Origin of the sequence: Vibrio sp. 10N.222.54.A3 (assembly GCF_041474095.1) — a bacterium.
Taxonomy (GTDB): Bacteria; Pseudomonadota; Gammaproteobacteria; order Enterobacterales; family Vibrionaceae; genus Vibrio; species Vibrio crassostreae_C.
This window is the reverse complement of sequence record NZ_JBFRTN010000065.1, coordinates 1-25,582: the sequence shown is the minus strand read 5'-3', so window position 1 is coordinate 25,582 and position 25,582 is coordinate 1. Positions and strand designations below refer to the sequence as shown.

Annotated in this window: 23 protein-coding genes and 2 pseudogenes; 14 read left to right on the top strand and 11 right to left on the bottom strand. The window is 44.9% G+C overall.

Annotated features, from left to right (window positions below; all coding sequences use genetic code 11):
* Positions 1-73: 73 nt before the first annotated feature.
* Together AB4507_RS14555 and AB4507_RS14550 are read right to left on the bottom strand one after the other, a co-directional pair.
* Positions 74-658, bottom strand: coding sequence for a TetR/AcrR family transcriptional regulator (locus AB4507_RS14555; RefSeq protein WP_017069790.1), 585 nt, complete (start codon positions 656-658; stop codon positions 74-76).
* Positions 659-812: 154 nt separating this feature from the next.
* Entirely contained in the window at positions 813-986 is a 174-nt protein-coding gene (locus AB4507_RS14550; RefSeq protein WP_372182872.1) for a hypothetical protein, read from the bottom strand.
* Between the two features lie 497 nt (positions 987-1,483).
* Between AB4507_RS14550 and AB4507_RS14545 the strand changes: the two genes are divergently transcribed.
* Positions 1,484-3,463 carry a methyl-accepting chemotaxis protein gene (locus tag AB4507_RS14545; RefSeq protein ID WP_372182871.1) on the top strand — a complete coding sequence of 660 codons (1,980 nt, stop codon included), beginning with the start codon at positions 1,484-1,486 and terminating at the stop codon, positions 3,461-3,463.
* A 121-nt stretch (positions 3,464-3,584) separates the two neighbouring features.
* On the opposite strand, the gene AB4507_RS14540 is transcribed toward AB4507_RS14545, so the two are convergent.
* The gene (locus tag AB4507_RS14540; RefSeq protein ID WP_017061663.1) at positions 3,585-4,748 is read right to left on the bottom strand and encodes an amino acid permease; all 1,164 of its coding nucleotides are present in this window, start codon (positions 4,746-4,748) and stop codon (positions 3,585-3,587) included.
* A gap of 490 nt (positions 4,749-5,238) precedes the next feature.
* Between AB4507_RS14540 and AB4507_RS14535 the strand changes: the two genes are divergently transcribed.
* The 3 genes from AB4507_RS14535 to AB4507_RS14525 all read left to right on the top strand — a co-directional run bounded on the left by AB4507_RS14535 (position 5,239) and on the right by AB4507_RS14525 (position 7,829).
* On the top strand, positions 5,239-6,474 hold the full coding sequence (locus AB4507_RS14535; RefSeq protein ID WP_017069793.1) for a MerR family transcriptional regulator: 1,236 nt from the start codon (positions 5,239-5,241) through the stop codon (positions 6,472-6,474).
* Positions 6,475-7,044: a GNAT family N-acetyltransferase gene (locus AB4507_RS14530; protein WP_372182870.1), complete on the top strand. Its 570-nt coding sequence runs from the start codon at positions 6,475-6,477 to the stop codon at positions 7,042-7,044. It begins immediately after the preceding gene.
* A 236-nt stretch (positions 7,045-7,280) separates the two neighbouring features.
* Positions 7,281-7,829, top strand: coding sequence for a carboxymuconolactone decarboxylase family protein (locus tag AB4507_RS14525; RefSeq protein ID WP_017061666.1), 549 nt, complete (start codon positions 7,281-7,283; stop codon positions 7,827-7,829).
* 114 nt (positions 7,830-7,943) lie between these two features.
* Here AB4507_RS14525 and AB4507_RS14520 read toward each other — a convergent pair whose 3' ends face one another.
* A complete protein-coding gene (locus AB4507_RS14520; protein ID WP_372182869.1) occupies positions 7,944-9,371 on the bottom strand; it encodes a PLP-dependent aminotransferase family protein in 1,428 nt (475 codons plus the stop codon).
* A gap of 124 nt (positions 9,372-9,495) precedes the next feature.
* Between AB4507_RS14520 and AB4507_RS14515 the strand changes: the two genes are divergently transcribed.
* Positions 9,496-10,395, top strand: a complete 900-nt coding sequence (locus tag AB4507_RS14515; RefSeq protein WP_372182868.1) for a DMT family transporter — start codon at positions 9,496-9,498, stop codon at positions 10,393-10,395.
* Between the two features lie 106 nt (positions 10,396-10,501).
* On the opposite strand, the gene AB4507_RS14510 is transcribed toward AB4507_RS14515, so the two are convergent.
* Complete coding sequence (locus tag AB4507_RS14510) at positions 10,502-10,927, bottom strand: DUF3010 family protein (protein ID WP_372135597.1); 426 nt, start codon at positions 10,925-10,927, stop codon at positions 10,502-10,504.
* 259 nt (positions 10,928-11,186) lie between these two features.
* On the opposite strand from AB4507_RS14510, the gene AB4507_RS14505 reads away from it, so the two are divergent.
* On the top strand, positions 11,187-12,827 hold the full coding sequence (locus AB4507_RS14505; RefSeq protein ID WP_372182867.1) for a methyl-accepting chemotaxis protein: 1,641 nt from the start codon (positions 11,187-11,189) through the stop codon (positions 12,825-12,827).
* A gap of 175 nt (positions 12,828-13,002) precedes the next feature.
* Here the strand turns inward: AB4507_RS14505 and AB4507_RS14500 are convergent, their stop codons facing one another.
* A complete protein-coding gene (locus AB4507_RS14500; protein WP_017076504.1) occupies positions 13,003-13,350 on the bottom strand; it encodes a DUF3316 domain-containing protein in 348 nt (115 codons plus the stop codon).
* A 209-nt stretch (positions 13,351-13,559) separates the two neighbouring features.
* On the opposite strand from AB4507_RS14500, the gene AB4507_RS14495 reads away from it, so the two are divergent.
* Positions 13,560-14,429: a LysR family transcriptional regulator gene (locus AB4507_RS14495; protein WP_017064933.1), complete on the top strand. Its 870-nt coding sequence runs from the start codon at positions 13,560-13,562 to the stop codon at positions 14,427-14,429.
* A 114-nt stretch (positions 14,430-14,543) separates the two neighbouring features.
* Here the strand turns inward: AB4507_RS14495 and AB4507_RS14490 are convergent, their stop codons facing one another.
* Positions 14,544-16,205 (bottom strand): methyl-accepting chemotaxis protein, encoded by a 1,662-nt coding sequence (locus tag AB4507_RS14490; RefSeq protein ID WP_372182866.1) that lies wholly within the window; start codon positions 16,203-16,205, stop codon positions 14,544-14,546.
* A 275-nt stretch (positions 16,206-16,480) separates the two neighbouring features.
* On the opposite strand from AB4507_RS14490, the gene AB4507_RS14485 reads away from it, so the two are divergent.
* The 5 genes from AB4507_RS14485 to dgcA all read left to right on the top strand — a co-directional run bounded on the left by AB4507_RS14485 (position 16,481) and on the right by dgcA (position 21,061).
* Entirely contained in the window at positions 16,481-16,993 is a 513-nt protein-coding gene (locus AB4507_RS14485) for an RNA methyltransferase (RefSeq protein ID WP_017111519.1), read from the top strand.
* A gap of 87 nt (positions 16,994-17,080) precedes the next feature.
* Positions 17,081-17,917, top strand: coding sequence for an SGNH/GDSL hydrolase family protein (locus AB4507_RS14480; protein ID WP_017069800.1), 837 nt, complete (start codon positions 17,081-17,083; stop codon positions 17,915-17,917).
* A gap of 95 nt (positions 17,918-18,012) precedes the next feature.
* The gene (locus tag AB4507_RS14475) at positions 18,013-18,918 is read left to right on the top strand and encodes a LysR family transcriptional regulator (protein WP_102320893.1); all 906 of its coding nucleotides are present in this window, start codon (positions 18,013-18,015) and stop codon (positions 18,916-18,918) included.
* A gap of 91 nt (positions 18,919-19,009) precedes the next feature.
* Complete coding sequence (gene dgcN, locus AB4507_RS14470; protein WP_017061677.1) at positions 19,010-20,017, top strand: N-acetyltransferase DgcN; 1,008 nt, start codon at positions 19,010-19,012, stop codon at positions 20,015-20,017.
* Between the two features lie 57 nt (positions 20,018-20,074).
* A complete protein-coding gene (gene dgcA, locus AB4507_RS14465) occupies positions 20,075-21,061 on the top strand; it encodes an N-acetyl-D-Glu racemase DgcA (protein ID WP_372174317.1) in 987 nt (328 codons plus the stop codon).
* 94 nt (positions 21,062-21,155) lie between these two features.
* Here dgcA and AB4507_RS14460 read toward each other — a convergent pair.
* From AB4507_RS14460 to AB4507_RS14445, 4 genes and pseudogenes are all read right to left on the bottom strand, one after another.
* Positions 21,156-21,944: pseudogene (locus AB4507_RS14460) on the bottom strand (HAD-IIB family hydrolase).
* A 78-nt stretch (positions 21,945-22,022) separates the two neighbouring features.
* Positions 22,023-22,178 carry a DUF3012 domain-containing protein gene (locus tag AB4507_RS14455; RefSeq protein WP_017061679.1) on the bottom strand — a complete coding sequence of 52 codons (156 nt, stop codon included), beginning with the start codon at positions 22,176-22,178 and terminating at the stop codon, positions 22,023-22,025.
* Positions 22,179-22,418: 240 nt separating this feature from the next.
* Complete coding sequence (gene hpf, locus AB4507_RS14450; protein WP_017061680.1) at positions 22,419-22,775, bottom strand: ribosome hibernation-promoting factor, HPF/YfiA family; 357 nt, start codon at positions 22,773-22,775, stop codon at positions 22,419-22,421.
* Positions 22,776-23,112: 337 nt separating this feature from the next.
* Positions 23,113-23,370 carry a hypothetical protein gene (locus tag AB4507_RS14445; RefSeq protein WP_229648214.1) on the bottom strand — a complete coding sequence of 86 codons (258 nt, stop codon included), beginning with the start codon at positions 23,368-23,370 and terminating at the stop codon, positions 23,113-23,115.
* Positions 23,371-23,427: 57 nt separating this feature from the next.
* On the opposite strand from AB4507_RS14445, the pseudogene AB4507_RS14440 reads away from it, so the two are divergent.
* Both AB4507_RS14440 and AB4507_RS14435 read left to right on the top strand, forming a co-directional pair.
* Positions 23,428-23,655 (top strand): annotated as a pseudogene (locus tag AB4507_RS14440) (hypothetical protein); the annotation flags it as partial.
* A 413-nt stretch (positions 23,656-24,068) separates the two neighbouring features.
* Positions 24,069-25,499 carry a YfcC family protein gene (locus tag AB4507_RS14435; RefSeq protein WP_372164537.1) on the top strand — a complete coding sequence of 477 codons (1,431 nt, stop codon included), beginning with the start codon at positions 24,069-24,071 and terminating at the stop codon, positions 25,497-25,499.
* The last annotated feature ends 83 nt before the right edge of the window (positions 25,500-25,582 follow it).

Genomic DNA, 25,582 nt, shown 5'->3' with positions numbered 1-25,582 from the left:
AAGACTCCGCTCAGGCCGGTTAAGGCGAAAGTGGAGTCTTTTTGTATCGCTTTCCAATGGATAAGTTCAGCCCTTAAAAAGGGTGGTACTTAAATACGTCTTCAACCATAGAATTAAGTAAATCGATATCGTCACAGGTTTTGGCGTAAGTACGCAGGCCTGCGATCTGAACCTGAACATGACGAGCAAGTTGCGTCGGCTCGCGCTCTTTACTGATCTCACCCAGTTCTTGCGCTTCTGTAATCAACTTGGCGAACTCACCTTCCATGATCTTTAGTGATTTCTTCGCTTCTGCTAATAGCTCTGCATGTTCATCAGTCAGTTCTGCGACCGTTTTAGCCAGCATACACATGCCATTTGGCGAACTTTGTTTTGATTCGACCACCGCACGTTTTACAAAATTTTCGAGCGCTTTGATTGGAGAATCCGTTTCGCTGCGGAAGCGGTTCAGATTGAGGATGCCAAGTTCGGTATAGCGAGCAAGCGTCTCTTTAAACAAACCTTCTTTGCTGCCGAACGTCGCGTAGATGCTGCCCGGACGCATATCAATCACGTCTTGCAGGTTACGCATAGAAGTCGCATGAAAGCCCTTTTCCCAATACAGGTTCGTTGCTTTATCTACTACATCTTGTCTATCGAACTTCGCTGTCTTGGCCATAACATCTACTTCATTAATCTGAACATATGTTCAATATTTTATGCTGAACGCCCGTTCTAGTAAAGAAGAGCCAGCAAGAAAGTAAGCCGCTTGGTTTAGTTATTTGCTAAGTATTTGAAATGAAGTGGTCATCTTGTCGCTATAAGGCTGTAATTTACGCGTCGACTACTTCTACGGTTTTATGTTGCGCGCCGTAATAGGTGCCTTCATCGATGGTATACATCAAGGTTTCTTGGCACTCTGGGCAATCGAATTCTTCATTTGGTTCGATAGCGGCTTCTTCTACCCATTCCCATCTGATATGTTCTTCGCAAGCGGGGCATTCCATAAAATATCTCTCAGTTGTTGTCGCATATTTATTGCGAATCTCTACTTTAACAACTCGGCATTATACATATTTAGTTAACGAGGAATAGACAGTTAATTGGCGAAGAATAGGGAGTTGGTTAGCGGTGAATTAATAGCTAGCGAGTGTTGAATCTATAGTTATTTCTAAATATACAGCTGTCTCTGAGCACATAATTGGTGCAGCTCTACCCCTTTTGGATAGTAAGAAAAATGTCAATTTTCAGTCGCTTACGTCAATAATATGTTGTTGCACATTTTTTTCGTTCACTAAAGTTGCATAGCTAACAGTTTTATCGATAAATCAATGTACTTTATAAGGTTAAATGTTACCTTCACCGCCTACCGATCTGCGTGGCACGGTAATTGAACTGCATTGATTAAGTTGAATAATTATACGATCACCATTGAGGCGCATTCGCTAGAAATGTGCCTAGTGAGATGACCGAGAAAGATTTGTTAGCTGCTAGGGAAATAAAAATGAATTTAACCGATATGTCTTTTAAGCAAAAAATCATCGCTTTGCTTACTTTACCGATCTTAGGGTTTTTATGGCTTAGTGTTTCTGCGATATCCAAAGGCGTAGAAACCACCAGTGAAATGTCTTCATTGAATCAACTGACACGCTTGTCGGTTGTATACAGTGAATTGGTGCATGAGTTGCAGAAAGAGCGCGGAATGACGGCTGGTTTTATCGGCTCACAGGGTACTAAGTTTGTTAGTGAGCTACGAGCACAAAGAACCAGTGCGGATAACAGACGCAATCAGAGAACCGAATACTGGCAGTCTGCAGAAATCGACTTGCCGCAAATCTCTCGTTTGAATACTGAAATTAGCCAAAGCCTCAATCAAATTACTTCAATTCGTAATCGCGTCGACTCTCAGTCGATCCCGCTTTCTGAAGCTTTGGGTTACTACACCAAACTTAACGCAAAGCTACTTAGCGTATCAGCCTTGATCGCTGAGCTAAGTTCTGACGCCACCATCACGACTGAAACCATCGCTTATTATAACTTCCTTCAAGGTAAAGAGCGTGCGGGTATCGAACGTGCGGTCCTTAACAACACTTTTTCCAAAAATGAATTTGGCCCAGGTATGCTGGTTAAATTCATCTCTTTGGTGACCGAGCAAAATACCTATTTCTCGAACTTTGAAGTTCTGGGTAACCCAGACAATGTTCGCTTTTTTGAACAACAATTGAATGACCGCTCGGTCGCGGAAGTCGAGAAGCTTCGCGATGTGGCTGAATCGAAAATGAGCGGATTTGATGTCGACCCTGTGTACTGGTTCGCGCAATCAACGGCGCGCATTGTTCAGCTGAAAAAGACAGAGAACCAACTGGCAGACTCTCTTATTGCATTGACTGATCAGAAAACTCAGCAAGCTCAATCAGCAATGATGGGCAGTATCACGATGTTTGTTGTGATCACCCTGCTTGCGACCTTTATTAGCTTTAAAGCCATTACAGATTTAACAACTCGAGTTAAAGATCTAACGCGTGTACTTTCTAAAGTCCGTCATGATAATGATCTAACCGTTCGTGCGACTTACGAAGGTAACAGCGAATTGGGTCAAATTTCGTCATCGCTTAATGAAACACTAGAGAAGTTCTCTGGGGTTATTGATAGCTTGTCTCGATCTAGCCTAACACTCGCTTCAGCAGCCGAAGAGACAGCGCAAACTTGCCAATATAACTCTAATACTTTGGTTGAGCAGCAAGACCAAATCGGCTTGATTGCGACGGCGACAGAAGAGTTATCAGCAACGGTAAATGAGGTGGCGGCTAAAACTCAGCAGACAGCAAGTTCCGCTAAACTGGTCGATGAGCAGTCTCAAGAAGGTTTGAGTACGGTTCAAAACTCTTACCACTCTATCGAAAAACTGGCATCTGAAATTAATGATCTAGCGGAAAAGATCACGCACTTACACGAGAGCAGTAATAACATCAACAGTGTGATTGATGTGATTAAGTCCGTCGCTGAACAGACTAACTTGTTAGCATTGAACGCGGCAATTGAAGCGGCAAGAGCGGGTGAGCAAGGTCGTGGATTTGCGGTAGTGGCTGATGAAGTTCGCACGTTAGCACAGCGTACTCAGCAGTCGACAGCTGAAATTGAAGGTTTCATCAGCTCGTTACAGTCTGATGTGCAAACCGCGTTTAATGTGATTGATAACAGTCAGAAGATGTCGTCTAAAGCGGTTGAGGATTCAAAAGAGGTGGAACACACCTTACAAGGTATCTCAGCATCGGTGAGCGAGATCTTTAGCATGACTGAGCAGATCGCAACCGCTACCGAAGAGCAAGCGGTAGTGACTCAAGATATTGCTCAAAACGTCATGGCAGTAGAGCAGAAGTCGACAGAATCTACGACAGGTGCAACGCAAATCGCTGCAACAGCCAAAGAACAAGCTCAGTTAGCAGCTTCATTGAAAGATATTGCGAGTACGTTTAAGAGCTAACTAGCAAGCACTCCAATAAGAAGTAAAATGCCCGTTAGTCTCTACTTTTAATAGCAGGACTAACGGGCTATTTGTATCTGCTGTCTTCTAAATGGCAACAGATAGTCTATTCAATGGGGATCTACCCCATAAACCAAGACACGAAAATCAACGCACCAAAACCAAATGTCGCCATTAATGCCGTGTCGCCACCGGCTGCTGTGTAGCTGCCTTCGGTTTGTAGGTGAGGGAAGTCAGGTCTGCGAACCTTAACTACCATTGCGAGTGGGCCCCAGATAGCTAGGAACACCAGGACCATGCCTGCATAGTCCAGCATGCTTACAAACTGGCTAGCGAACAGCTCAGCTAATACCAAAGGTAAGATGAAGGTTAGCGCATAAGCCAACGCTTTGTTGTTGGTCACCGCATCTTTGTTTTGGTCGTAAAGCGCCATCGACACGCCGAGGAAAGAAGTCACCAAGGCCAGAGCAGAGAACAGAGCGATCACCACTTTCAACCAAGCAGATTGGCCGCTGAACGCAGAGATCAACTCAGAGATATTGTGGAACTGGCTTATCGCGTCTGTGCCAAGGTTGCCGATAATCGCGAATAACCAAGTTAGGTAGCAAATTAATGGAATCACTGAGCCTAGCAGAATCATATTGCGGATCTGCTTTTGAGTTGCTTCACGGTTGTAGATAACCAGTGACGGGATCACCACCATAGAGGCAAAGCTAGTAAAGATAACTGCGCTGTATTGCACCACGTCGTTGGCCGTGTATTGGCTGGTTTGAGTTAGGTAATCAAGGCGAATGTTGCTAAATAATGACGCGATAACGATAAACAGCATCACGACCATCAAGATGAATAGCCCGCGATTCAGTTTGTCGATATAAGACTTGCCCGAGACGACGATAGCACCCATCAATAGGCTGAAAATGGTATACGCAACGGATGCTGATACATCGACACCAACGTCGAGCAGTAGCTTATGAATGATGTCACCGACACCCAAGATATAAGCGATCAACATGCATACTAGCAACAGGTAAAAGAGTGCATTGATAAAGTGTTTACCTTTGCTGCCCAGAGTGAGGTAAGCAACACTGCTCATGCCACTGTTGTCTTTAGTTTTAGTGCATGCTTCTGCCAGGAGGAGTGCAGAGTATGTGGTGCCGATAAAGATAAGTAGCATCAGCACTGAGCTGATCATGAAGCCAAATTGGGCCAACACCATGGGAATAGCGAGCATGCCAGCCCCTAATGCAGTTCCTGACAGAATCAAAGAACTGCCGAATAATTTCATATTCAAGAAAAACAACCTCAAGCGAGCCAATTAAATTTTGTTTGGATTGTAAATAATTGTTTCCAAGACTAACAAAATACTCAGTAAAGTTAGGGGTTAATTTCTAATAAATTTTGAATTTTTCTAAAAAATTTAAGCAGGAATTTCTGGTGTATATGTGTGGTTGATTTAAGTATTCACTCGGTGAGTTTATTTATCGTTTAGTTAACGTTCGTCCATTATTGAATGATTTAGAAATTGGCAAAATTCAGTTAAAAAGAAGTATGTTTATGAGCTAATTGTTTTCAATTCATCAAGTTTAATACTTCTCCTTTCCTGAATCCCGTTCAGGTAATGTCGATGACTAACCGTTCTATGGGTAAAAGACACGCTCAGATCGCTTTATCAATTTGAAGGTAAATAGGTAAAGAACGAGAAAAGTGTCGAAAATTCTGTTGACCTGACTACAACTTCATAGTTTATCTTTACTACTGAAATGAGGGAGAAGTGGATGTATCGCATATCTGAATTAGCGGAGCTCGTTGGCCTGAGCCGTTCAACGCTTTTGTACTATGGAAAGTTGGGTTTGATAGAAGCTCAACGCACCAATAATGGTTATCGAAGTTATTCCGAACGCGACTTGCAGCGTGTGAAATTGTTGCAGCAGTTACAAGCGGGTGGACTGACGTTGAAAGAGTGTCAGGCGTGTTTGGATGCCAAGGTTGACCGCTCCTTGTTACAAAACCGACTCGAACAATTGGACGAAGAGATCGCTCAGAAACAGCGTTCGAGAGATCTTTTATCGGCCTTGTTAGGCGAGAGTGGTTTGCAAGATTGGCATGAATCGATGGACAAGGTGGCGCCTGATGCGCATCTCGATTGGCTCATTAAGCAAGGCTTTGATGAGAAGCAAGCACTGCGACTGAAATGGCTTTCAAAAGACATGAACGATCATGACCAGTACATGGCGGATTTTGAGGTGATCTTTGAGGGTTTACAGCGTTTAGGGCCAGGAACAGCGGAAGATACTTTAGCGGCGTTGGTACACGTTTCGGTTTCTCCTAAACGTGTGCTTGAGATCGGTTGTGGTAAAGGTATTGCCACCTCTGTGTTAGCGAAAGCCTTAGTAGAACATCAAGTGGATGTGCAAATAACGGCGGTAGATAATGATCAACCGAGTTTAGATGTTCTGACTCAGCAAGCACAGGTTCTTGGCTTAGAAAGCAACGTCAAAACCGTATGCGCGAGCATGATGGATCTGCCGTTTGAAGCTAAGTCGTTTGACCTAATTTGGTCGGAAGGCAGCGCTTACATCATGGGTGTTGAAAAGGCGCTAAAGCAGTGGCGAAATTTACTCAGTGATGACGGCATATTGGTCGTTAATGATTTGGTGTGGAATACCGAACAACCTAACGAATCGAGCAAAGCGTTCTGGCAGAAAGAGTACCCGGACATGACGACGGTTTCCGAGCGTATTAAACAGGCAAAAGCAGCGGGTTATGAAGTTTTGGATCACTTTGCAATGAGTGACGCTGGTTGGCTTGCGTATTACCAGCCCTTTCAAAAGCGAATAGAAGCGCTTAAAGCAACGATGCCGAACTCAAAAGCGCTCGTCGATTGCGACAATGAAGTTAAACAATTTTTCGATAGCAGCACATCAAAGAACGGTTTGGGTCAAGAGCCTTCGAAAGGTTCTGAACAACGTGATTTTGATTATCAGTTCTTTGTGCTCAAGAAATTAAAGTAAATGAGTAACACCATGAAATTTAGGCAATATAATTCAAATGAAATCGAAACGATCACTCAAGTTTTCACTCAAACCTTTACGGATTCAGAAGGTGAGAACGAAGGTAAAACTTTGGGTGAGCTTGCCAACGATCTTTTAACGACCACAGCTCCGACAGAGCTATTTTGCTTTGTTGTTGAAGATGATTCTAGTGAGTCGGATTCGGATAGTACGATTGTAGGCTCGATTATCTTTACGTCGCTTTCATTTGACGATGAAACCAAGGCATATTTGCTTTCGCCAGTCGCGGTGAGCACTCAGGTGCAAAAGCGTGGTATTGGTCAGCGCCTGATTAACTCCGGTTTGCAGCTCCTAAAAGAGCAGGGTATTGAGCTTGCAGTGACGTACGGTGATCCTAACTACTATTCAAAAGTGGGCTTTGAGCAAATTACCGTTGAGCAAGTCCCTGCGCCCTTTGAATTGAGTTTCTCTCACGGTTGGTTGGCTCAATCGTTGACTGGTGGTGAAATTAAAGTAACAAGTGGCAAGTCGAGCTGTGTTAAAGGCTTGGCCCACGCAGAATATTGGTAGCCGCTTGCAAAAAAATTGAGAAAAAGAGAAAGCCCATCAGGTGTTGCCTGTTGGGCTTTCTTGTTATGAACGAAGACATTCTTCTGGCTTCAATGTATAAATTGAACAACTGTTCAAAATAACGCTTGAACGATCGTTCTTGTTTGATCTATATTGTTTTTACACCAACGGAGAACATTCATTAATTGCTCCGTGATTGAATAACTTTAGAACCGAAAATTGATAGGGATAGAGCAATGAGCAACTTCAAAATTCACTCAGTAGAATCCGCGCCAGAGCAAAGCCAACCTATTCTTGAGGGCGCTAAAAAGCAGATGGGCAGAGTGCCGGGCTTGTTTGGTGTGTTGGCTGAATCTCCAAACACACTTAAGGCTTACACTCAGCTTCATCAGGCGTTTAGTGACTCATCTTTCGATGCTGAAGAGCTAACGGTTGTTTGGCAAACCATCAACGTTGAACACGAATGCCACTACTGCGTTCCTGCACACACTGGCATTGCACATTCAATGAAGGTTGATCCTGCAATCACCGAAGCACTGCGTAATCGCACAGCTTTACCCACTGAAAAGCTGCAAGCCCTGCATGATTTTACGCTGAGCATGGTACGTAACCGCGGCAATGTGCCTGAAAGTGAAATGGCAGCATTTTTCGAAGCGGGCTACGGTCAGCAACAAGTGCTAGAAGTGATTCTTGGCCTGTCTCAGAAAGTGATCAGTAATTACGTAAACCACGTTGCTAAAACGCCAGTCGACAAAGTTTTTGAACAGTTCGCTTGGCAAGGGTAATCGTATTTAACTAACCACCGTATTTAAGCAACTCAAGATATGATAATGATGAAAGCCCCACTCAGTTGAATGGGGCTTTGTTGTTTTGGTCTAAATGGTAATTAGAAAGGTAACCTAACGCACGTGCTTAGCGATTATCTTCGCTAGTGTCACAACCCCTTCTTTCCACTCTTTGCTCTCTTCAATGTTGGCAACAGTAAAGCGCAAGCAGTGTTTATATTGGTCGTTGGTGCCAAATACTGTTCCGGGTAAAATCCCCAACTTATGCTTTAAACAGTCTTGATAGACCGCGTAGCTATCGACCGATTCAGGCAGTGTTATCCAGTTTAAAAAAGAGCCTTCCGGTTTTGATAGGTGGTATTGCCCGACAAGGCGTGGGTGGCTATCTAGTGCTTGTATTAACAGGCTTTGGAATTGCTTTTGGTTGGTTTGGTAGAGCCGTTTCATTTTGGATAAGTGGCTGCGATATTTACCGGTAGTGAGGAATTGCCCCACCGCGGATTGCATCAGGTTTGAGCTGCCCATGTTGTCGCATAAAAGGTACTTTTCGACTAAAGGTTGGTAGCGACCCGATAGTAACCAGCCGATTCGCAAGCGTGAGTCTAAGGTTTTAGACAATGAATTGACGTAGATGACTCTATCTTGGTCATCAAGCTCTTTGAGGCTAGCGATTGGTGGATCGAATGCCAAGCTACCGAACACATCGTCTTCGATAATTGGCAAAGATCCGGTGATCTCCAGTAATGCTTTTCGATTCGCCAATGGCATCCGTGAACCGGTTGGATTAGTAAAGTTTGGCGTTAGCAGTAAGGTTTTCACTTCCCATTTATCCAGTGCACTTTGTAGCGAAGGAATGTCAATACCGTGGCTAACGCTGCTTGGGATTTCAAGGGCTTGCAATCCAAGTGATTCAAGTAAAAGTAGATTACCGAAATAACAGGGCGACTCGACCGCCACGATGTCGCCGGGCTTGGTGAGCGCACGCAAAGCTAGACTGATCGCCTGTTGAGCACCATGAGTAATTGCAATCTCTTTCGATCCCGCAGGCACACCAAGATCATGAGTGATCTTTAACAATTGCTTTACTAATTGTTCGTCTCCAGGAGGCAGTTGGTAATAACCGGGAAGTTGAGTTTGTAAACGGCTATGGCGACCGATTTCGGCATACAAACTTCGAATCGCAGGGTTGTTGATATTCGGGTGGGCCGAGCCTGCCAATAGTTTCAGACGACCTTTTGGACGAGAGAGTACCGATTTAGTGACAGACAATAGATCGACTTTTTGAGGTTGGCTTGATGCATCCCAGCTGGTGGTGCTCGGTGCTTTCACGCGATAGCCTGATTTAGGCACAGAATAAACCCAGCCTGTCGCCTCCAGTTCTTGATAGGCACGAATCACGGTATTTTTACTCACACCAAGCTGTTCGCTTAATTGACGGATTGAGGGAAGACGATCGTCTGGATGAAAAAGTCCCTTATCGATCTGAGCCTTAATATGTTGTTCGGTAGCAAGGTATTTATTGCCGCTGAGTTCTGCTTCCACGTGTTTCTCCCTCGTTGCACACTCTCAATCTGTAACCATATAAAGTGTTATATCTGTATCTTTATTAGTTATCTGTACCCAACTAAGGTAACAGCATTGATGAATAGTTGACCAGAGGTTTGTAATGCTGATTAAAATGATTCCGTTTGTGTTTGTAATATTGTGGTCGTCAGGTTTTGTCGGCGCACGTCTTGGTGTGGAATACGCGGAACCCGCAACATTACTTTCATTGAGGATGGTGGCCAACGTGGCGCTGTTCTTGGTTTTGATTGCAATCCTTAAGCGTCGTATTCCTCGTGGTCGAGCATTCTTCCACGCAAGTGTGGTTGGCATCTTGATTCATGGTTTCTATCTTGGTGGCACCTATCTGGCGATTGATATAGGTATGCCCGCCGGGTTGAGTTCTCTACTTGTTGGCTTACAACCGATTCTTACCGCATTGATTATGATCAGCTGTACTTCGCAGCGTTTTAATTTTGCACAGTGGTTGGGGTTAGCGCTTGGTTTTGCGGGTATTAGTTTGGTGTTGATGGGCAATATTGAATGGCAGTCAGACGACCAAAAAGGCTTGGCAACGTTATTGTGTTTGGTTTCTTTGGTGGGTATTACCTGCGGCACTTTGTATCAGAAGCGCTTCTGTCAGGGGACAGATATGGTCGGCGGTGCGATGGTGCAATATTTGGCTTCTGCCGCGTTGTTTCTGCCGTTCGCAATGCGTTACGAAACTATGCAAGTGAACTGGACTGTAGAATTCACGTTGACTCTAATTTGGCTGGTGGTCGTTCTGTCTTGTGTTGCCATCCTTTTGCTGCTTTACATGGTAGAGCACGGTGCATCTTCAAGTGTGGCATCGGTGTTTTACTTGGTGCCACCGACGACAGCAATTCAAGCCTGGCTTATCTTTGGTGAGTCGTTCGATATCTACGGCGCAATGGGCTTCGCCTTGTCTGCCGCTGCGGTTTATCTGGTGGTGAAAAAGCCGGAATGGATTAAGGCTCGCAGGCGAACAGCGTTAGAGCGGTAAGCGTATTTCATCAAAATTAACTGGGTTTAAAGCCGAATGATAGAAACAAAAAAGAGCCTGAATATTCAGGCTCTTTCTGTATCAAATATTGGCTAGCGACTATTGATTAGCGCTGCATTAAACAAGCGTAAGCCGTTGTAAACGGTGCTTCTTGGTATTGCTTAAGGCCAGTTTCTTTGAACTTCATCATCAGAGGGTTGCGCTTAAGGCTCTCCTTGATGTCAGCAGGTGATACAACGGTTACGTCTAGGCCGTCGATCAGTTGAATTGCTGCTTCTAGTTTGAAACCAAAGCCACCGCCAGCAAATTTGCCTTTAGTTTGGCGTTGGCGAATTACAACTTTTTCTACTTGGTAATCTTCCATTAACTTTGCAAAAGAGAATTGAAAGTCTTTCATATTCTGTGTGTCGTTTGCGTCGCTAATCGCAACCTTAGAAACTCGGCAATCAGGAATGTTAAATACGCCGTCTGACAGAGAAAGAAGACAGATGACTGCATCGTTACCTTTGATTTCAACACCACAAATTTTCATGTTCTTACCTACTTATTTTAGAGCCCTACATTATGGTGTTATTTCTAACACTTCTCCAGTATTTGCGCGTATCAGCAGCAAATAAGTCTAAATCAGAGAGTATTTTAGTCGCCGAAAGTTAACCTTTGATTGAAAAAGCATCACACGAATTTACGGTATCGTTTGCTATGAGATGAAGCTCACAAAAGCTTAGCGGGATTTTATATGTGTGCTGTATATTGCGCGCGCATCCCTATTTGAAGTGTGGTTATTAATCCCAATGAATATCAATAATCTTTCGATTAAGAGTAAAATCGCGATCCCGCTGTTGGTGATTGTGATTGTTTTTTCTACCGTTACTGTGCTTAATGTCATTAGATCTAATGCTCAGGCTGCGATTAATAACGAGCTCAATAATGTGGTTCAGCCAGTGCTAGATAACCTAGAAGATGGCTACCGAGATATCTACCAAATTATCGCTTCGGCACAAGGTCTGTTGCTTGCGAAAGACCAAGCGGCGGTCGAGTACCAAAAGTTTGAATTTAAAGACAACGCTTACAAAGCGGTTCCTCGTTTTCAAAGTGTCGAAACCTTGTATCAAGCGGGCGTGTTGGACCCATCTTCACGTGGCGAGTTAGCAAAGCTTGTTAACGCGATGAGCAAGTGGGTGGCACTGCACGAGCCAATGTTCGCTGATCCAGCAAACGCAGACCAATACAATATTGATTACTCGCCAGCGCTTGACGCAGAGTTTGCGATCATTCGTACTCAACTGCGCGATATCCGAACTCTGATCGAATTGAAACAGAAAGAGCTTCGCCAGCAAGCCGATGACTCTATTGAATCGAGTAAGTTGATCATTGAAGTGGGTATGGCCGTTGCTGTTTTCGCTGCACTTTTCGCTATGTGGTTATCCAATCGGTTTATCGTTCAGCCAATCCAGAACGTAGAGAAAGCGATGAATGAGATCGCATCGGGTGACGGTAACTTGTCTCAACGTATGAAGGTCGAAGGTAATGATGAGATCGCTCGTTTAAGTTCTGCTTTCAACCAGTTTGTTGGCAAGATCCATGTCACCGTCGAACAAGTTATTTTTACATCGAATGCGGTACGCGCTGAGATGGAAAACATTAAATCGTTAACGCAAAGTGTTGCTGAATTTTCATCGAACCAACAGCGTGAAAGTGAAGTAGTCGCGGCGGCGGTTCATGAGATGCAAGCAACCAGTGAAGTGGTGAGTGGTAATGCATTAGATGCGGCAACCGCCGCCAGTAATGTTGCCAATCATGAAGTGGAATCGGCAGACACCACGCTTGGCTTGACCGTGACTTCGATTGAACGCCTTGCGCAAGATATCGAGAACGCGGGCGGTGTTGTTCAAGAGCTGGACACAGACGTGAAGAACATTGCCTCAATCCTTGGTGTGATCAAAGGCATTGCAGAGCAAACCAACCTACTTGCTTTGAATGCGGCAATTGAAGCGGCACGAGCGGGTGAACAAGGCCGTGGCTTTGCGGTTGTGGCTGATGAAGTTCGAGCGCTTGCGAGTAAAACTCAAGACAGCACTGGCGAAATCCAATCAATGATTGAACGCTTAGAAGTGGGTGCTAAACACGCGGTTGGTGTGATGACTGAAAGCAAAGTGAGTGGCGAGAAAACCATTGTTCAAGCAGGAACTGCAGCATCTTCATTGAGTGAGATTCGTAACTCAATTGGCAAGATGAATGACATGAACACACAAATTGCTACGGCGGCTTCGCAACAGTCTCAAGTGTCTGAAGAAGTGAATAAGAATGTTCAACGCATCGCTGAAAGCACCATGCAAATGGTTGAGATGGCAAGCAGCGCAGAAAATGCATGTATGGCATTGGCTGAACAGTGTGAAGCGCTAGATAGCCTTGTGTCTCAGTTTGAAGTGTAATTTTCAAAATTAGACAGACGAATATGAGCTGATAATGGTTGCTCGTATTGAGTCCCATTAATCAGCGGTGAACGACAAAAAAGCCCGCACTCTATGAGTGCGGGCTTTCTTTTTGACTAGGTGATCAGTCTTTTGACTAGGTGATCAGTTTTTAGACCTGATCAATCATTCGGTGTTAGCTGCTGCGACCGTCTTTGTATGTGTAACGGTAGTCAACTTTTACGTTCGCTTGGTAATGAATGTCACCGCTCATGTTAGTGATTTTCTTCACTTCCATATTCGCGTCATCAATCTTGAACGAATCGTATTTGGTTGTCTGTTGGAACTGTGGCAGTTCTCTTGAAAGCTCAAAAGGTGTTTTTGCGCTTAACTCATCCATAAGGTTGGTGCCTGCATCGTATGCTTCCGCTTCAGTAACAAATGTATCAGATTTTAGCGTTGTTTCTTGAATTGTTGTTTTAGTTGCTGCAAACGCAGTGGTGCTGAGTACAAGAGTTGATGCAAGTATGATTAACTTCTTCAAAGGGATACCTTACTTTGTTGTACCAGTGTTTTAGAGATTCTCACCCTAGCAATAGGGGATGAGGTTAATGTTAGGACAAAAATATGGTTCTGTAAGGGAATGACTATAGGTGCCGAAGATTAATGCACAGCGCATACCAAGCAAGGTGACACTGATATCTAACTTCAATACACTGTATGGGTAACCAAAGTTCAGCATAAGGTAAAGGCATGGCCAATTGGGAAGGGGTAAGTGAGTTTGTTGCAGTGGCAGAGCGTGAAAGCTTTACTGGTGCGGCGCAGAAGCTCGCTACGTCGGTGGCTCAAATCAGTCGTAGAGTAGCAAACCTCGAAGAACGACTCGCAGTGAAACTGCTCAATCGAACGACTCGAAAGGTGTCTCTTACAGAGGCTGGGCAACTCTATTACCAACAATGTAAGTTGTTGGTCGAAGGTTTAGAAATTGCTGAGCTTGCGGTCACGCAGATGCAATCCACACCCAAAGGCTTACTGAAAGTCACCGCGCCTGTGACTTATGGTGAGCGCCAACTCGCCCCAATACTGCATCAATTCTTAAAGCTTCACCCGCAAGTAGAGCTTGAGCTGATGCTGACCAATCAAAAGCTCGATCTTATCGATTCGGGTGTTGATGTTGCGATTCGTCTTGGCCGCTTGGAAGACTCAAGCCTTGTGGCAAAGAGGCTGTCTCAACGCCAACTTTATGTATGTGCAAGCCCTGAATATATTGAACGTTATGGCGAGCCGCATACATTATCAGAATTAAATAATCACCAATGTTTAGTCGGTGGATTTGAACATTGGCGTTTCAAAGAAAATAGACGCCCTCGCTCAGTTCGTGTTAACGGACGCATTAAGTGCAACAGTGGTTTAGCCTTGTTAGACGCAGCTAAGCAGAGCATTGGCTTGGTGCAGTTGCCTGAATACTATGTGAGTGAAGACCTTGATTCTGGTGAGTTGGTTGAGGTGCTGTCCGATTATCGAGATGACAAAGAAGGGATCTGGGCGCTTTATCCTCAGAACCGCAACTTATCTTCAAAGGTTCGCCTGCTGGTGGACTTCCTTTCTGAGCAATTGGATTAGTGTATGGCTTAAAACCTCCACCGATAAAAACGGGCTTCAGAATAGAGATTCTGAAGCCCGACGTGTTTTAGGATTAATTATCGTTTGATTACGGCTTACTAGACCGAAAATGTATTAGACGGTGAAGCGATCCACCAAGTGATACAGCTCATTTGCACGACTGTTGAGGTTTTGGCTACCTGTACGGTTTTGATTCGCGAGTTCTGCCGATTGTGAGCTTTGGTCAGAAATCACCACGATGCGTTGAGATATTTCTTGTCCTACAATATTTTGCTGTTCAGTGGCTGTCGCAATAAGCGAGTTCATGTCCATGATGGTATCGATTGACTCTTGGATTTTCGCCAGCGCCGCGGCAGCAGCGTTTGCTTCTTCCACCGTTTGAGCACTACGGTTTTGGCTTGAATCCATTGCTTTTACCGCGGCGTCTGAAGCGGCTTTGAGCTGCTCAATCATCTTGTGAATGTCGCCCGTGCTCTCTTGAGTTCGGCTTGCAAGCTTACGAACCTCATCCGCAACAACTGCGAACCCACGACCTTGTTCACCTGCTCGGGCTGCTTCAATTGCTGCATTCAATGCGAGTAGATTGGTTTGCTCTGCAATGTCTTGAATTACCGCCAACGAAGAGGAGATATTCTGCACATCGCCCTCTAAACGAGACACCACGGTGTTGGCTTCTGATACTTCGCTCGCCAGGCCTGCAACCGAATCGGCAGCTGCGTTCACTATTTGCTGCGCTTCTTTTGCGTTGCCCTCTGCAAGTTTCGCTGAATCGGCCGCTTGACTTGCGTTGCTTGAGATTTCTTGCGCCGTTGTGGTCATCTCCGTCATCGCCGTTGCAACTTGTTCTGTCTCTTCACGTTGCCCTGTGGCAATTTCGTCAACCTGCGCAGCGCGCGAAGACATGCTAGATGTCTCGGCTACTACTTGCTGACCCACATCACTTACGCTGCGAATGATGGTTTGCAGGCTTGCTACAAAGGCATTGAAGTTCTCGCTCAGTTTAGTGAACTCTGGCGCTTTGAAGGTTTCCATTCGAGCGGTTAAGTCAGCTTCGCCACTCGCGAATGCGCTGATTGAACGGTCAAACTGCTCAAGTGGCTTCATAATTGTTCGGTTAACTGCTACTGCAAACACGGCAACCACAAGGGCGATTAATCCACAGAAAATAGCGATGGCAGTCAGTGAGCTTTGTAGTGCAGCATTTGAGCTCTCTTTCATCTCTGCGATGACCGCATCGATGTCGTCAGTATAGAAGCCTGTACCTAGCATCAAGTCCCACTGGGGAACGAATATCGAGTAGCTCAGTTTCGGTAGGGCTTCGGATTGACCAAGTTTTGGAAAGTAGTAGGTGGTGAATTCACCAAGCTTTGAGTTCTTGATCAAGTCACGAATCAGGTAGTTGCCTTTTTTGTCTTGCAGGTCGTAGTAGTTGTTACCAATACCATCGTTGTTTTGTCCAACAACCACTCGAACGCCTTTAGAGTCGTAGCCAAAGATGTAGCCAGATTCGCCATATTCGAGTGTTCTTAATGTTGGTAAGGCTTCTTCTAATGTTGCACCTCTATCCAAAAATGGGCTGATCGAAGAGTAGGCCATTTGTAGATACGCTTTGAGTTCCTTTTCTTTCATCGCCATCATATTGCTACGCGTCGATTCAACTTGCTGTGCGGTTAGCTCGGTGCTCTTCATATACGTCACGCTCATCATGCCAATTGCCATTAGTAGCAACGGAATGAAAGAGAGAATATAAAGGCGGTTTTTGATGGTTAGGGTCATGTCACGCTTCCTGTGTGATTATCTCATGCAATTTTCAACACATTATTAATGTGGTTTTAAAATGTAAATGGACTTGTTGTTGAATTGTTATCCAGAAATATTTTTGTTTTATAAACATGATGGCGGTTAGGTTTTTGACGTTAGAAGCCTTGCAACTAGGGGCTTAATGATAAAAAGAGCGGTTTGTTACGATGCTTTTGAATTTGGCGCTGCTTTGGTAGAATGCGACGCTTTGTAGCACCCTGCTATGTCTATTCGTTAAGTGAGAAAGATTCATGAACAAAAGCCATGTGACTATTGGTTTAACTAACCCAAAGAGCCCGACAAACGTTGGTGCTGTTATGCGCGCGGCTGGTTGTTACCAAGTCGACGAAGTTAAATACACAGGGCAACGCTACGAAAAAGCCGCTAAATTTCATACCGATACCAAGAGTGCTGCGCGTACTATCCCACTAACGGGTGTCGAGTCGTTTTTGGATAACCTTGATTCAGAAACGAAAATTGTTTGTGTAGAACTCGCTGAGGGTGCAACACCACTGCCGCGTTTTAAACACCCAGAAAATGCCATCTATATCTTTGGCCCTGAAGACGGCTCTATTTCTCAAGATGTCGCCGACAGAGCCGATCATGTTGTGTACGTACCAACGGTTGGCTGCATGAACTTGGCAGCGACAGTGAATGTGCTGCTTTATGATCGCCTTGCTAAGTCAGATGAAATGGATGAGAGCAACGAGCTGATTAAGAAAAGCCGCGATAACCGTAATCACCTGCTGATCAAAGAAAAGTAATTCTCTGCTTCTAGTGTTATCTATCCCGTACGCAATCGGATATTATCTTGAGTTCATCATCAGATAATTGAAGGGTTAGATAACACCATGGAAGACAAGCAATTACTTGCCGCGCTACAGCAACACTCTGTCCTCGATCTCTATCAGTTATTCCAAGAAGTTGGTCAAAACTGCTCTTTGTATGCATTACTAGAGAGGTTATCTTCCCTTAAAGAACATCATCAACTGAGTACTCGTCTTAGCCCTTTTAAGCCTCATATCGAAGGATTGCTAGCTCAATTTGATAGCGCCACGCCAGATAGCGAGATCCTCAAGGCAGTCGCTCTTCAGTCTGAGATTCAGCAACGAGGCCACAGTATGAGTCGTTACATCATGACATCAGATAACCATCGCCATTTTTCCCCAAGTGCAGACCTAGTCATGTTTGGTGATTCGATCACCGAATGGGCCCCGTGGGCGGATATCTTTCGCGATGTTTCGATGGTCAACCGTGGCTTAGCGGGTGACACCACAACTGGCATGTTGCGCCGTATTGATACCACGTTGAATGTGAAGCCAAAGCTGGTGTGTTTTATGGCAGGGATAAACGATTTAGCTCAGGGTTATGATGTCGACCATATCTACCAGAACTACATTGATATGCTTAAGGTGTGGCAAGAAAATGAGATTCGCATATTGGTGCAATCAACGCTTTATGTTGGCTCTAAACTGCAAGGTTTAAATCCGTCGGTTGAACTGCTCAATAGCAAGCTAAGCGAGTACTGTACACAGCAAGGCATTGCGTTCTTAGATGTGAATTCAGTATTGTCGCCTAACAAGCTGTTGTCGAACAAGTACTCGTGTGATGATCTGCATTTGAATGCGAAGGCTTATCAAACTTGGGCTGAGATACTTCAACCTACGATAGCTGAGCTACTAAAATAGACTCACGCAAAACGCTAGCTAGACCGATAAACAGCTTAGCTAATACAAGAAAAGCCAAACCCTAGATTTGTTTCGCGAACCATAAGGACATCAATGTGAACCTAAGACAATTGGAAGTCTTTTACGCCATTATGCAGACCGGAACCGTATCTGGAGCCGCGCGCAGCTTGCATGTGTCGCAACCAAACGTGACCCGTATTTTGGCGCACACGGAGCAACAACTTGGGTTTGGCTTATTCGAACGAGTTAAAGGGCGGTTGGTGCCAACGGTTGAGGCAAAAACCTTACTGCCAGAAGCGGAAAAGGTGTATCAGCAATTGGGGCAATTTCGATCTCTGACCAACAAAGTGAAGCAAGGCCATCAGCATTTACGCATTGGTGCGCCGCCGATTTTAGCGACTAAATTACTGACTCCGGTAATCGCCCAAATGTCTCGCGAGCAAAATGGCAGTAAGCAAGATCTCTCTTTTGAGTTGCTGACAGCAAACCGTGATGAACTGTGCGCTGGGTTATTAAAGCATGAGCTTGATATTGCTATCGCGTTTGGCGATGAAGCACCGCCTGCGATATTAAGTGAAACGCTATTAACCGAATCACTAAAGGTTTTGGTTCCTTCCAATACGGTTGATCATTTCCCCGCGGAATTAACGTTAGATGATCTGATCAATTATCCGCTGCCAATCATCGGGCTCGATAGCCGCGATCCATTAGGCCTCCTGTTACATCAACGCCTTATTGCACGTGAGCAGCATTATCACCACCCGATATCTGTACGTGGGTATAGCGCCGCTGCGGAACTGGTCAAGCACCAAGCGGGGTTTGCGATTGTTGATCCGTGGACGGCAGAGCAATATCAAAATGACGATGCGGTCTGTGTGTTGCCGCTTCAACCAGACATCCAATTTTCGGTATCGATGCTTTGCGCAGAGCACACCCCTCAGTCGATTTCCGTTAAGCAATTTATCGCTTCATTGAAAATCCATACTCACCCTATAACTTAAGGTTATAGGCTCGCCATAAATAGGCATTCGGCAGCTTCGAAATTCTTAATTAAAGTAAACCCATACAAGGGCTTATTAATTAGGAATACTCATGTCGATCGCTCAACCTTACCTTCTTTTTCTTGGGGATGTTACTGACCCACTCGCTGCAAAAACAGCTCGCGGTATTCATCAATGGCGACCAGAAATCTGCCTAGGTCAACTGCGTTTAACGGGTGATACCGTTTCACTGGGCTTAACGGATATGACCCTGCAAGAGGCGCAAGCGCAGGGCGCGAAGACGCTAGTGATTGGTACCGCAAATCCGGGTGGTGTTATTCCTGATTCTTGGCAGTCAACCATTATGGCCGCTGCAGAAATGGGATATGAGATTGCATCTGGCATGCACCAACGATTGAGTGAATTTTCACCGCTTGCTGACATGCAGCAACAAGGATTGACTAAGCTTCATGATGTACGCCATTTTGACGGTGTTCTTAATGTTGGTAACGGTAAGCTTCGTCAAGGTAAGCGCCTGCTTACTGTCGGAACTGATTGCTCAGTAGGCAAAATGTTCTCGGCATTAGCGATTGAAAAGTCGCTTAAACAAGCGGGAACATCCGCTCAGTTTAAAGCGACAGGGCAGACAGGTATTTTGATTGAAGGCAGCGGTATTTCGATTGATGCGGTGGTTGCGGATTTTATTTCTGGCGCAGTTGAAGCGATTAGCCCTGATTTTACCGACCACGATTGGGACATCATTGAAGGGCAAGGCTCTTTGTTCAACCCTTCGTTTGCAGGCGTGAGTTTGGGTCTTTTACATGGCGCACAAGCTGATGCCTTAGTGCTGTGTCATGAAGTTGGGCGACCACATATTCGTAACCTTCCTCATGCTAAATTACCAAGCATAGAACAGACGATTGAAGCCAACTTGCAAGCGGCGCGACTGACTAATCCAGACGCGAAGCTGGTGGGTATCTGCTTGAACACGTCGGCGATTAGCATTGAAGAGGCTGAGACATTGTGCCAAGAATGGACCACACTCTATCAAGTGCCAGTGACGGACCCAGTGCGCTTTGGTGTACAACACATTACTGATCATTTGCGACATTCACTTTAACGACTTCATCATTTCTACGTTTCCATTTGTTAAAGTGAACATTAACCGAGTGAAATTATGAAGATTACAGCTGAACCCATTATTATCGCGATGCAAACGCCTTTTCGCATCTCTCGTGGCAGTCGAACTGAGTGTCACGTTGTTCGTGTTTACATTGAACATGGTGGCAAACGAGCTCAGGGCGAATGCACGCCTTACCCACGATACGGCGAGTCATCGGAGTCTGTGTTAGCGCAAATCCAACAAGCGTCTAGCGCACTTGAAGCTATGTTTGAACGAGGCGTTACTGATCCGGCAGAGCTAAGAGATCATCTTCAGTCTTTATTGACCGGAGGGGCAGCGCGCAATGCGGTCGATTGTGCGCTTTGGGATTTTGAAGCTCAGCAGAACGACCAGACGTTTCCGAATAGCTTGTTTGAGTTGCCTGCTCAAATCGTGACTGCAATGACAGTCTCGATTGGCACGCCAGAAGCCATGGCGACTCAGACTCGAGACTATGTCGCGAATGGTGCGAAACTTCTGAAAGTGAAGCTTGACGGCGAGCAGGTGGTAGAGCGTGTTCGCGCGGTACGAGAAGCTGCGGCAGATGTTCAAATTGTATTGGATGCGAATGAAGCGTGGACAGGATTGAATCTCGAAGAGTTGTTCAATCAACTGGTAGAATTTGATATTGCGATGATCGAGCAGCCGTTACCCCAACAGCACGATGCCTCATTGGCGCACATCAAGCACCCGATACCACTGTGTGCTGATGAAAGCTGTCATACCACTTCGCAACTTTCATCTTTGTTAGGCAAATATGAAATGGTCAACATCAAGCTCGATAAAACAGGTGGTTTGACCGAAGCATTGGTACTTGCTGAAGAAGCTCAAAGGCTAGGATTTACGCTGATGTCGGGTTGTATGCTCGGTACATCGCTGGCGATGCGTGCAGCTCTGCCTATCGCCGTTCAATCTGAAATCGTCGACCTCGATGGCCCAGTCTTACTTGGTCAAGATGTAGCACCATCACTGACTTATCGAGATGGGATGATTATTCTCTAAGTTCGTTGAGCCCGTTTAATCGATGGACATGACATGAATGAAATCGTATGAGTGAAAACTTGTGCGATTTTTGCTTCAAAGTCTGAGCGATTATCTAAATTACTTCACTTTTAAGCCTCAGCAGCGCATCCACAAATTCTGCAAACCCATAGCCACCAGGCTGCGACATGACCCTGCTTGGATGGTGCTCTAGCTTATCCCAATAATGTTGAATGTTTGCCACGCCAACGGTAAGTGGAAGTGATTCGAACATCTGCTGATCATTCATTGAATCGCCGACATAGCAGGCTTGATTGTGGATTTGCTCAAGCGATAAGCCTTTATTAGCCAGGAAACGGTGCACGGCGTTTTTCTTTGAGTGTTCGCCGTACCAAGCGTTGATATGAATCGAACTTGCCGTCGCGTGTGCGCCTAAAGCGTGTATTCTTTCGAGTACCGCTTGAACAGTTTCAGGATCAACAGGCTTACGGTTTTGGCCGATATCAATCGCGACCTCACACAAGCGGTAAGATTGATCCAAAGTTAGCGATAGGTCGGGGTAACTCAACTAGATCGCTTCAACTTCTTGTTTTAGCTTAGCTTGGTTCTTACGCACTTGTTCTAGCGGTGTTTCAGATGAGAGTTGTAATGCATCATCTTGCTTCTCTAGTAAGAAGGCGCCGTTTTCTCCAAGCACGGCATCGACAGGCCAGAGCTGCGCAATATGGTCACACCAACCAGCACAGGCTCCCGTTACAGCGACCACTTTGATTCCATTGTCTCTCAGCTTTTGTAACACAATCAGGGTTTCTGGAGGGAGTGAACCTTGCCAAGTGAGCGTGTCATCGACGTCGGTTAATACCCATTCGATGTGCTTCCAGTTGTTGTCTAGTTGGTGTTCCATTAAAACTCACTTATTCCATGGATTGTTTTACACAGAGCGTATTAATTCAGCCCAATGTAGAATTAGAAGCTAACGTGATTAGAAAATACAGTGTTTAGCAAAATCGCCCGCTTCATTAGCCGTCCAGTCACCTTTAGGCTTTTCTTTCATATCCGCACACCAAGCTTCACTGCCAACCTCGGTACAAGCCATTAATTGAGTAGCAAGGAAAAGTATCAACGCGATTTTCTTCATAATAAACATTCCGTTGTGGTCTAAATTTCTGCTTATAACTGTATCAAATACCACAAGTGATTGTTATAGCTGCTAAGAACTTAAGGGCGTTAATAATGATGTGGGGTTGAGCTGAATTCGAGAGACGGTAAAGAAGGGAAGGTTTGCTTGGCTTTAAGATCGAAAAAGCCAGCAACATGTGCTGGCTTTGAAATTCTTAATAAGTGTCTATTCGTTATTTCGCTTTAACTACTTATCGATTTATACCAATTTCATCTCTTGGATGATGTCCGAAGCAATCTCTGGCTTCGTGCTTGTTGGTTTCTCGTGTAGGTCGGCTTTCAATTGTCCCTTACGGTTACTTAGGCCCGCTTCAAGTTTCTTAAGTGCTGCAGCGATAGCTGGGTACATAACATCGTCTGTCGATTTTGCTGTTACTCGTACACCTTCGTAGTTGGTGAATACTTCAACCTGATGTTGACCGTGTTCTTTAGTAATGATGATGTCGCAACTGATCAGTGATGGGAAATGGTTAGATATCTTCTCGAATTTACCTTCGATGTCTTTGCGTGACTCGTCGTTAATTGATACATGATGTGTTTGAACATTTATTTTCATAAATCATACCTTTCCAATGACTGTGTCATTTAAACGTAGCAAACATCGCATAGATTAACCAACTGAGAATTAGCACATGTGTGATTGACTTCAGTGTTATCAAATATTCTCTTGTTACTCCCTTGAAAGTCCGATGAACTGATCGCATATTATGTTTCGTGTTTTAAAGACATGTTCAAAAAAACTCCATCCTTGATAATTTGCGCTAACCTACAGCGAATTCCCAGTGAATCTCTCTTTATCGGTTTTATAATTCCGAACTTGTCACTCCATTGATTTTCTTTCCAGCTCACTCACTTTTTCTTCTTTGATTAAAAACTCAGCTTAAGTTACTAATTTATAGACACTCAACTGCCCACTCCATATTGAAGTGAAACTCTCCTGCTGTGAGTTGAGACTCGGGTATGGTAATGCGTGCTCGAATATCGACTTCTTTATTGGATGCCAGTTGATCGACAGGAAATTCGACGCCCTGACGCCAATAATTAATGTCACCTTCATAGCGAACCGGCGTTTCGACTTTGAATCGCACAAGTTCTGAAATGCGAGACTCATCAATTGAGCCTAGATCAATATGTTGCAGTTTGAGCAACAATCGAGAATCTTTGCGATTGGACTCAAGCTTAAGCGTTATCGCTCGGCCATCGTATTCTCGGCCACTGAATTTAAGCCGTTTAAGCGTATTAAAACCATCAAAGCCATTAAGATTGATGCAGAAATGCTGGAGCTGTTAGGCAGTGAAGATGGCAACACGGCGATGATCAAAGTGAGCTGGGATGAGAAGGGAATGAAGGTCTATAAGGATGGCTACTTAGCGGATTATGAGTACGGGATTGCCCCTCATGAGATGCAAGAAAACTACGAATTAGCACCTAAGTAACTCGATTCGATTGCAGAAAAGCGCCTTACTTATTAGTGGGCGCTTTTCTTTTGCTCACCAAAGCATGACGAAACTCACACTTTTCTGACAATTAATGACTCGTTATGCTAGTATGCGCCGCTTGTCTTTGTAATTGATAAAAAACGCATTACCCAAACAGTCTTTTTCTGTTTATCTGCTTGTAATGACCTCATTCAGTTTGGCCTGACTTGGCCGAACATCTGCATTTTGCTCGGACGCAAAGAGAGTAGTTCTCACTACTTCACTATGTACATTTGAGAGCACCATCTATCAAAGGCCTTTTAGAAACAGCCTAGTTAGCGTGAACTATGTTCTGCGTGAAGGGTTTCGTTTTTCCAAAAATCCCTCCGGCGGCTAAGTGAACCTTAGTTGCTGACAAATAAGGAGTCTATATGACGACTACGGTATCTACATCTGTACCTACATCTCAAGCTGCTAACGCAGCGCCCACAGAGAAAGAAGTAAACCACCCGTTTCTCTCTTTGGTTATCATGGTGATCGTTGCTGCAATTGCAACTTACTTCATCCCTGCTGGTGAATTCGAGCGAGTGGTCATGAATGGCCGCACGGTTATCGACCCAGACAGCTACACACAATTGACCAGCAACCCAACAACATTAGCCTCTTTTTTCGAATCATTTTTTAAAGGCTTCAAATCCGCTTCTGGCGTGATGGGCGTTGTGGTATTTGTGGGTGGTGCTTTTGGCATTATCAAACACATGGGTCTGTTAGACGCATCCGTTGTTGCACTAACTACTAAGCTAAAGAAGCAAGGCTTATACGTGATTGCGCCTGTGATCATGACGGCGATCTTCTTCAACGTTACCTTCACCGGTATGCGTGAACTTGATGTCATTTTCATCTCTTTGATGATCCCGATCTGTATCAAGCTTGGCTATGACGCGATTACGGCACTTGGCGTTGTTTTACTGGCAAGTTGTGCCGGTTTCGCGGCCGCTTTGGCTAACCCATTCTTTACGGGTATTGCACACACTATCGCTGAACTGCCTATGTATTCAGGCATGTGGTACCGCTTTATTGTTGGTATGTTCATGTTGTTAACGGGTGCATGGTATGTGCTTAACTACGCGCGCAAAGTTAAGCAAGATCCGACCAAAGGCTTGTTACACGGCACGGGTTACCACTATGAATCAAATGTTGAAGCGAAAACACTGACCACACGTGAAAAGCTTGCGGGCATCGCGTTCTTGGGCGTATTCGCATACATGATCTTCGGCACGTTGACGATGGGCTTTGGCTTTACTGAGATCGCAGGTGCGTTTGTGGCAATGGCGATCATTCCTGGCTTGGTGGCAGGATTGTCTCCTAACAAGATTTGTGAATATTGGACTAAAGGTGTCAGCGATGTATTAGTTGCTGTGTTGATCATCTTCTTTGCGCGTTCGGTGTTGACCATCATGGAAGACGCGAAGATTGTCGATTCGATTATCTACTATCTTGCGCAGATCATTTCTGGCAGCTCTAAGCTTGTTGCGGCGGCAGGTATCTACTTCTCACAAGCTGCGATCAACCTGTTTATCCCGTCGGGCAGTGGTCAAGCGGTGATTACTATGCCAATTATCATTCCACTGGCAGATATTGGTGAAGTGACTCGTCAAGTTGCTGCGTTGGCGTCTCAATTGGGTGATGGTATCTCGAATTACATTTATCCAACCAACGGTGGCTTGCTGGCGGTACTGGCGATTGCGAAAGTCCCTTATGGTAAGTGGGTGCGTTTCTTCTTACCGCTATTCTTGTTCTGGTCGGTGGGCGCTCTGATTTCAGTCGTGATTGCTCAAATGATTGAGTTAGGTCCATTCTAAGGCTTGGGCTTTTAATCGGATAGCTTTGCTCGAAAACATCCAACCAAATACAAAGGCAGCGAATTCGCCTGTCTCTTGATCAC

Coding starts and splice junctions, on each gene's coding strand:
- AB4507_RS14555 (WP_017069790.1), bottom strand. CDS start 658: ATGGCCAAGACAGCGAAGTTCGATAGACAAGATGTAGTAGATAAAGCA.
- AB4507_RS14550 (WP_372182872.1), bottom strand. CDS start 986: ATGGAATGCCCCGCTTGCGAAGAACATATCAGATGGGAATGGGTAGAA.
- AB4507_RS14545 (WP_372182871.1), top strand. CDS start 1,484: ATGAATTTAACCGATATGTCTTTTAAGCAAAAAATCATCGCTTTGCTT.
- AB4507_RS14540 (WP_017061663.1), bottom strand. CDS start 4,748: ATGAAATTATTCGGCAGTTCTTTGATTCTGTCAGGAACTGCATTAGGG.
- AB4507_RS14535 (WP_017069793.1), top strand. CDS start 5,239: ATGTATCGCATATCTGAATTAGCGGAGCTCGTTGGCCTGAGCCGTTCA.
- AB4507_RS14530 (WP_372182870.1), top strand. CDS start 6,475: ATGAGTAACACCATGAAATTTAGGCAATATAATTCAAATGAAATCGAA.
- AB4507_RS14525 (WP_017061666.1), top strand. CDS start 7,281: ATGAGCAACTTCAAAATTCACTCAGTAGAATCCGCGCCAGAGCAAAGC.
- AB4507_RS14515 (WP_372182868.1), top strand. CDS start 9,496: ATGCTGATTAAAATGATTCCGTTTGTGTTTGTAATATTGTGGTCGTCA.
- AB4507_RS14510 (WP_372135597.1), bottom strand. CDS start 10,927: ATGAAAATTTGTGGTGTTGAAATCAAAGGTAACGATGCAGTCATCTGT.
- AB4507_RS14505 (WP_372182867.1), top strand. CDS start 11,187: ATGAATATCAATAATCTTTCGATTAAGAGTAAAATCGCGATCCCGCTG.
- AB4507_RS14495 (WP_017064933.1), top strand. CDS start 13,560: ATGGCCAATTGGGAAGGGGTAAGTGAGTTTGTTGCAGTGGCAGAGCGT.
- AB4507_RS14490 (WP_372182866.1), bottom strand. CDS start 16,205: ATGACCCTAACCATCAAAAACCGCCTTTATATTCTCTCTTTCATTCCG.
- AB4507_RS14485 (WP_017111519.1), top strand. CDS start 16,481: ATGAACAAAAGCCATGTGACTATTGGTTTAACTAACCCAAAGAGCCCG.
- AB4507_RS14480 (WP_017069800.1), top strand. CDS start 17,081: ATGGAAGACAAGCAATTACTTGCCGCGCTACAGCAACACTCTGTCCTC.
- dgcN (WP_017061677.1), top strand. CDS start 19,010: ATGTCGATCGCTCAACCTTACCTTCTTTTTCTTGGGGATGTTACTGAC.
- dgcA (WP_372174317.1), top strand. CDS start 20,075: ATGAAGATTACAGCTGAACCCATTATTATCGCGATGCAAACGCCTTTT.
- AB4507_RS14455 (WP_017061679.1), bottom strand. CDS start 22,178: ATGAAGAAAATCGCGTTGATACTTTTCCTTGCTACTCAATTAATGGCT.
- hpf (WP_017061680.1), bottom strand. CDS start 22,775: ATGAAAATAAATGTTCAAACACATCATGTATCAATTAACGACGAGTCA.
- AB4507_RS14435 (WP_372164537.1), top strand. CDS start 24,069: ATGACGACTACGGTATCTACATCTGTACCTACATCTCAAGCTGCTAAC.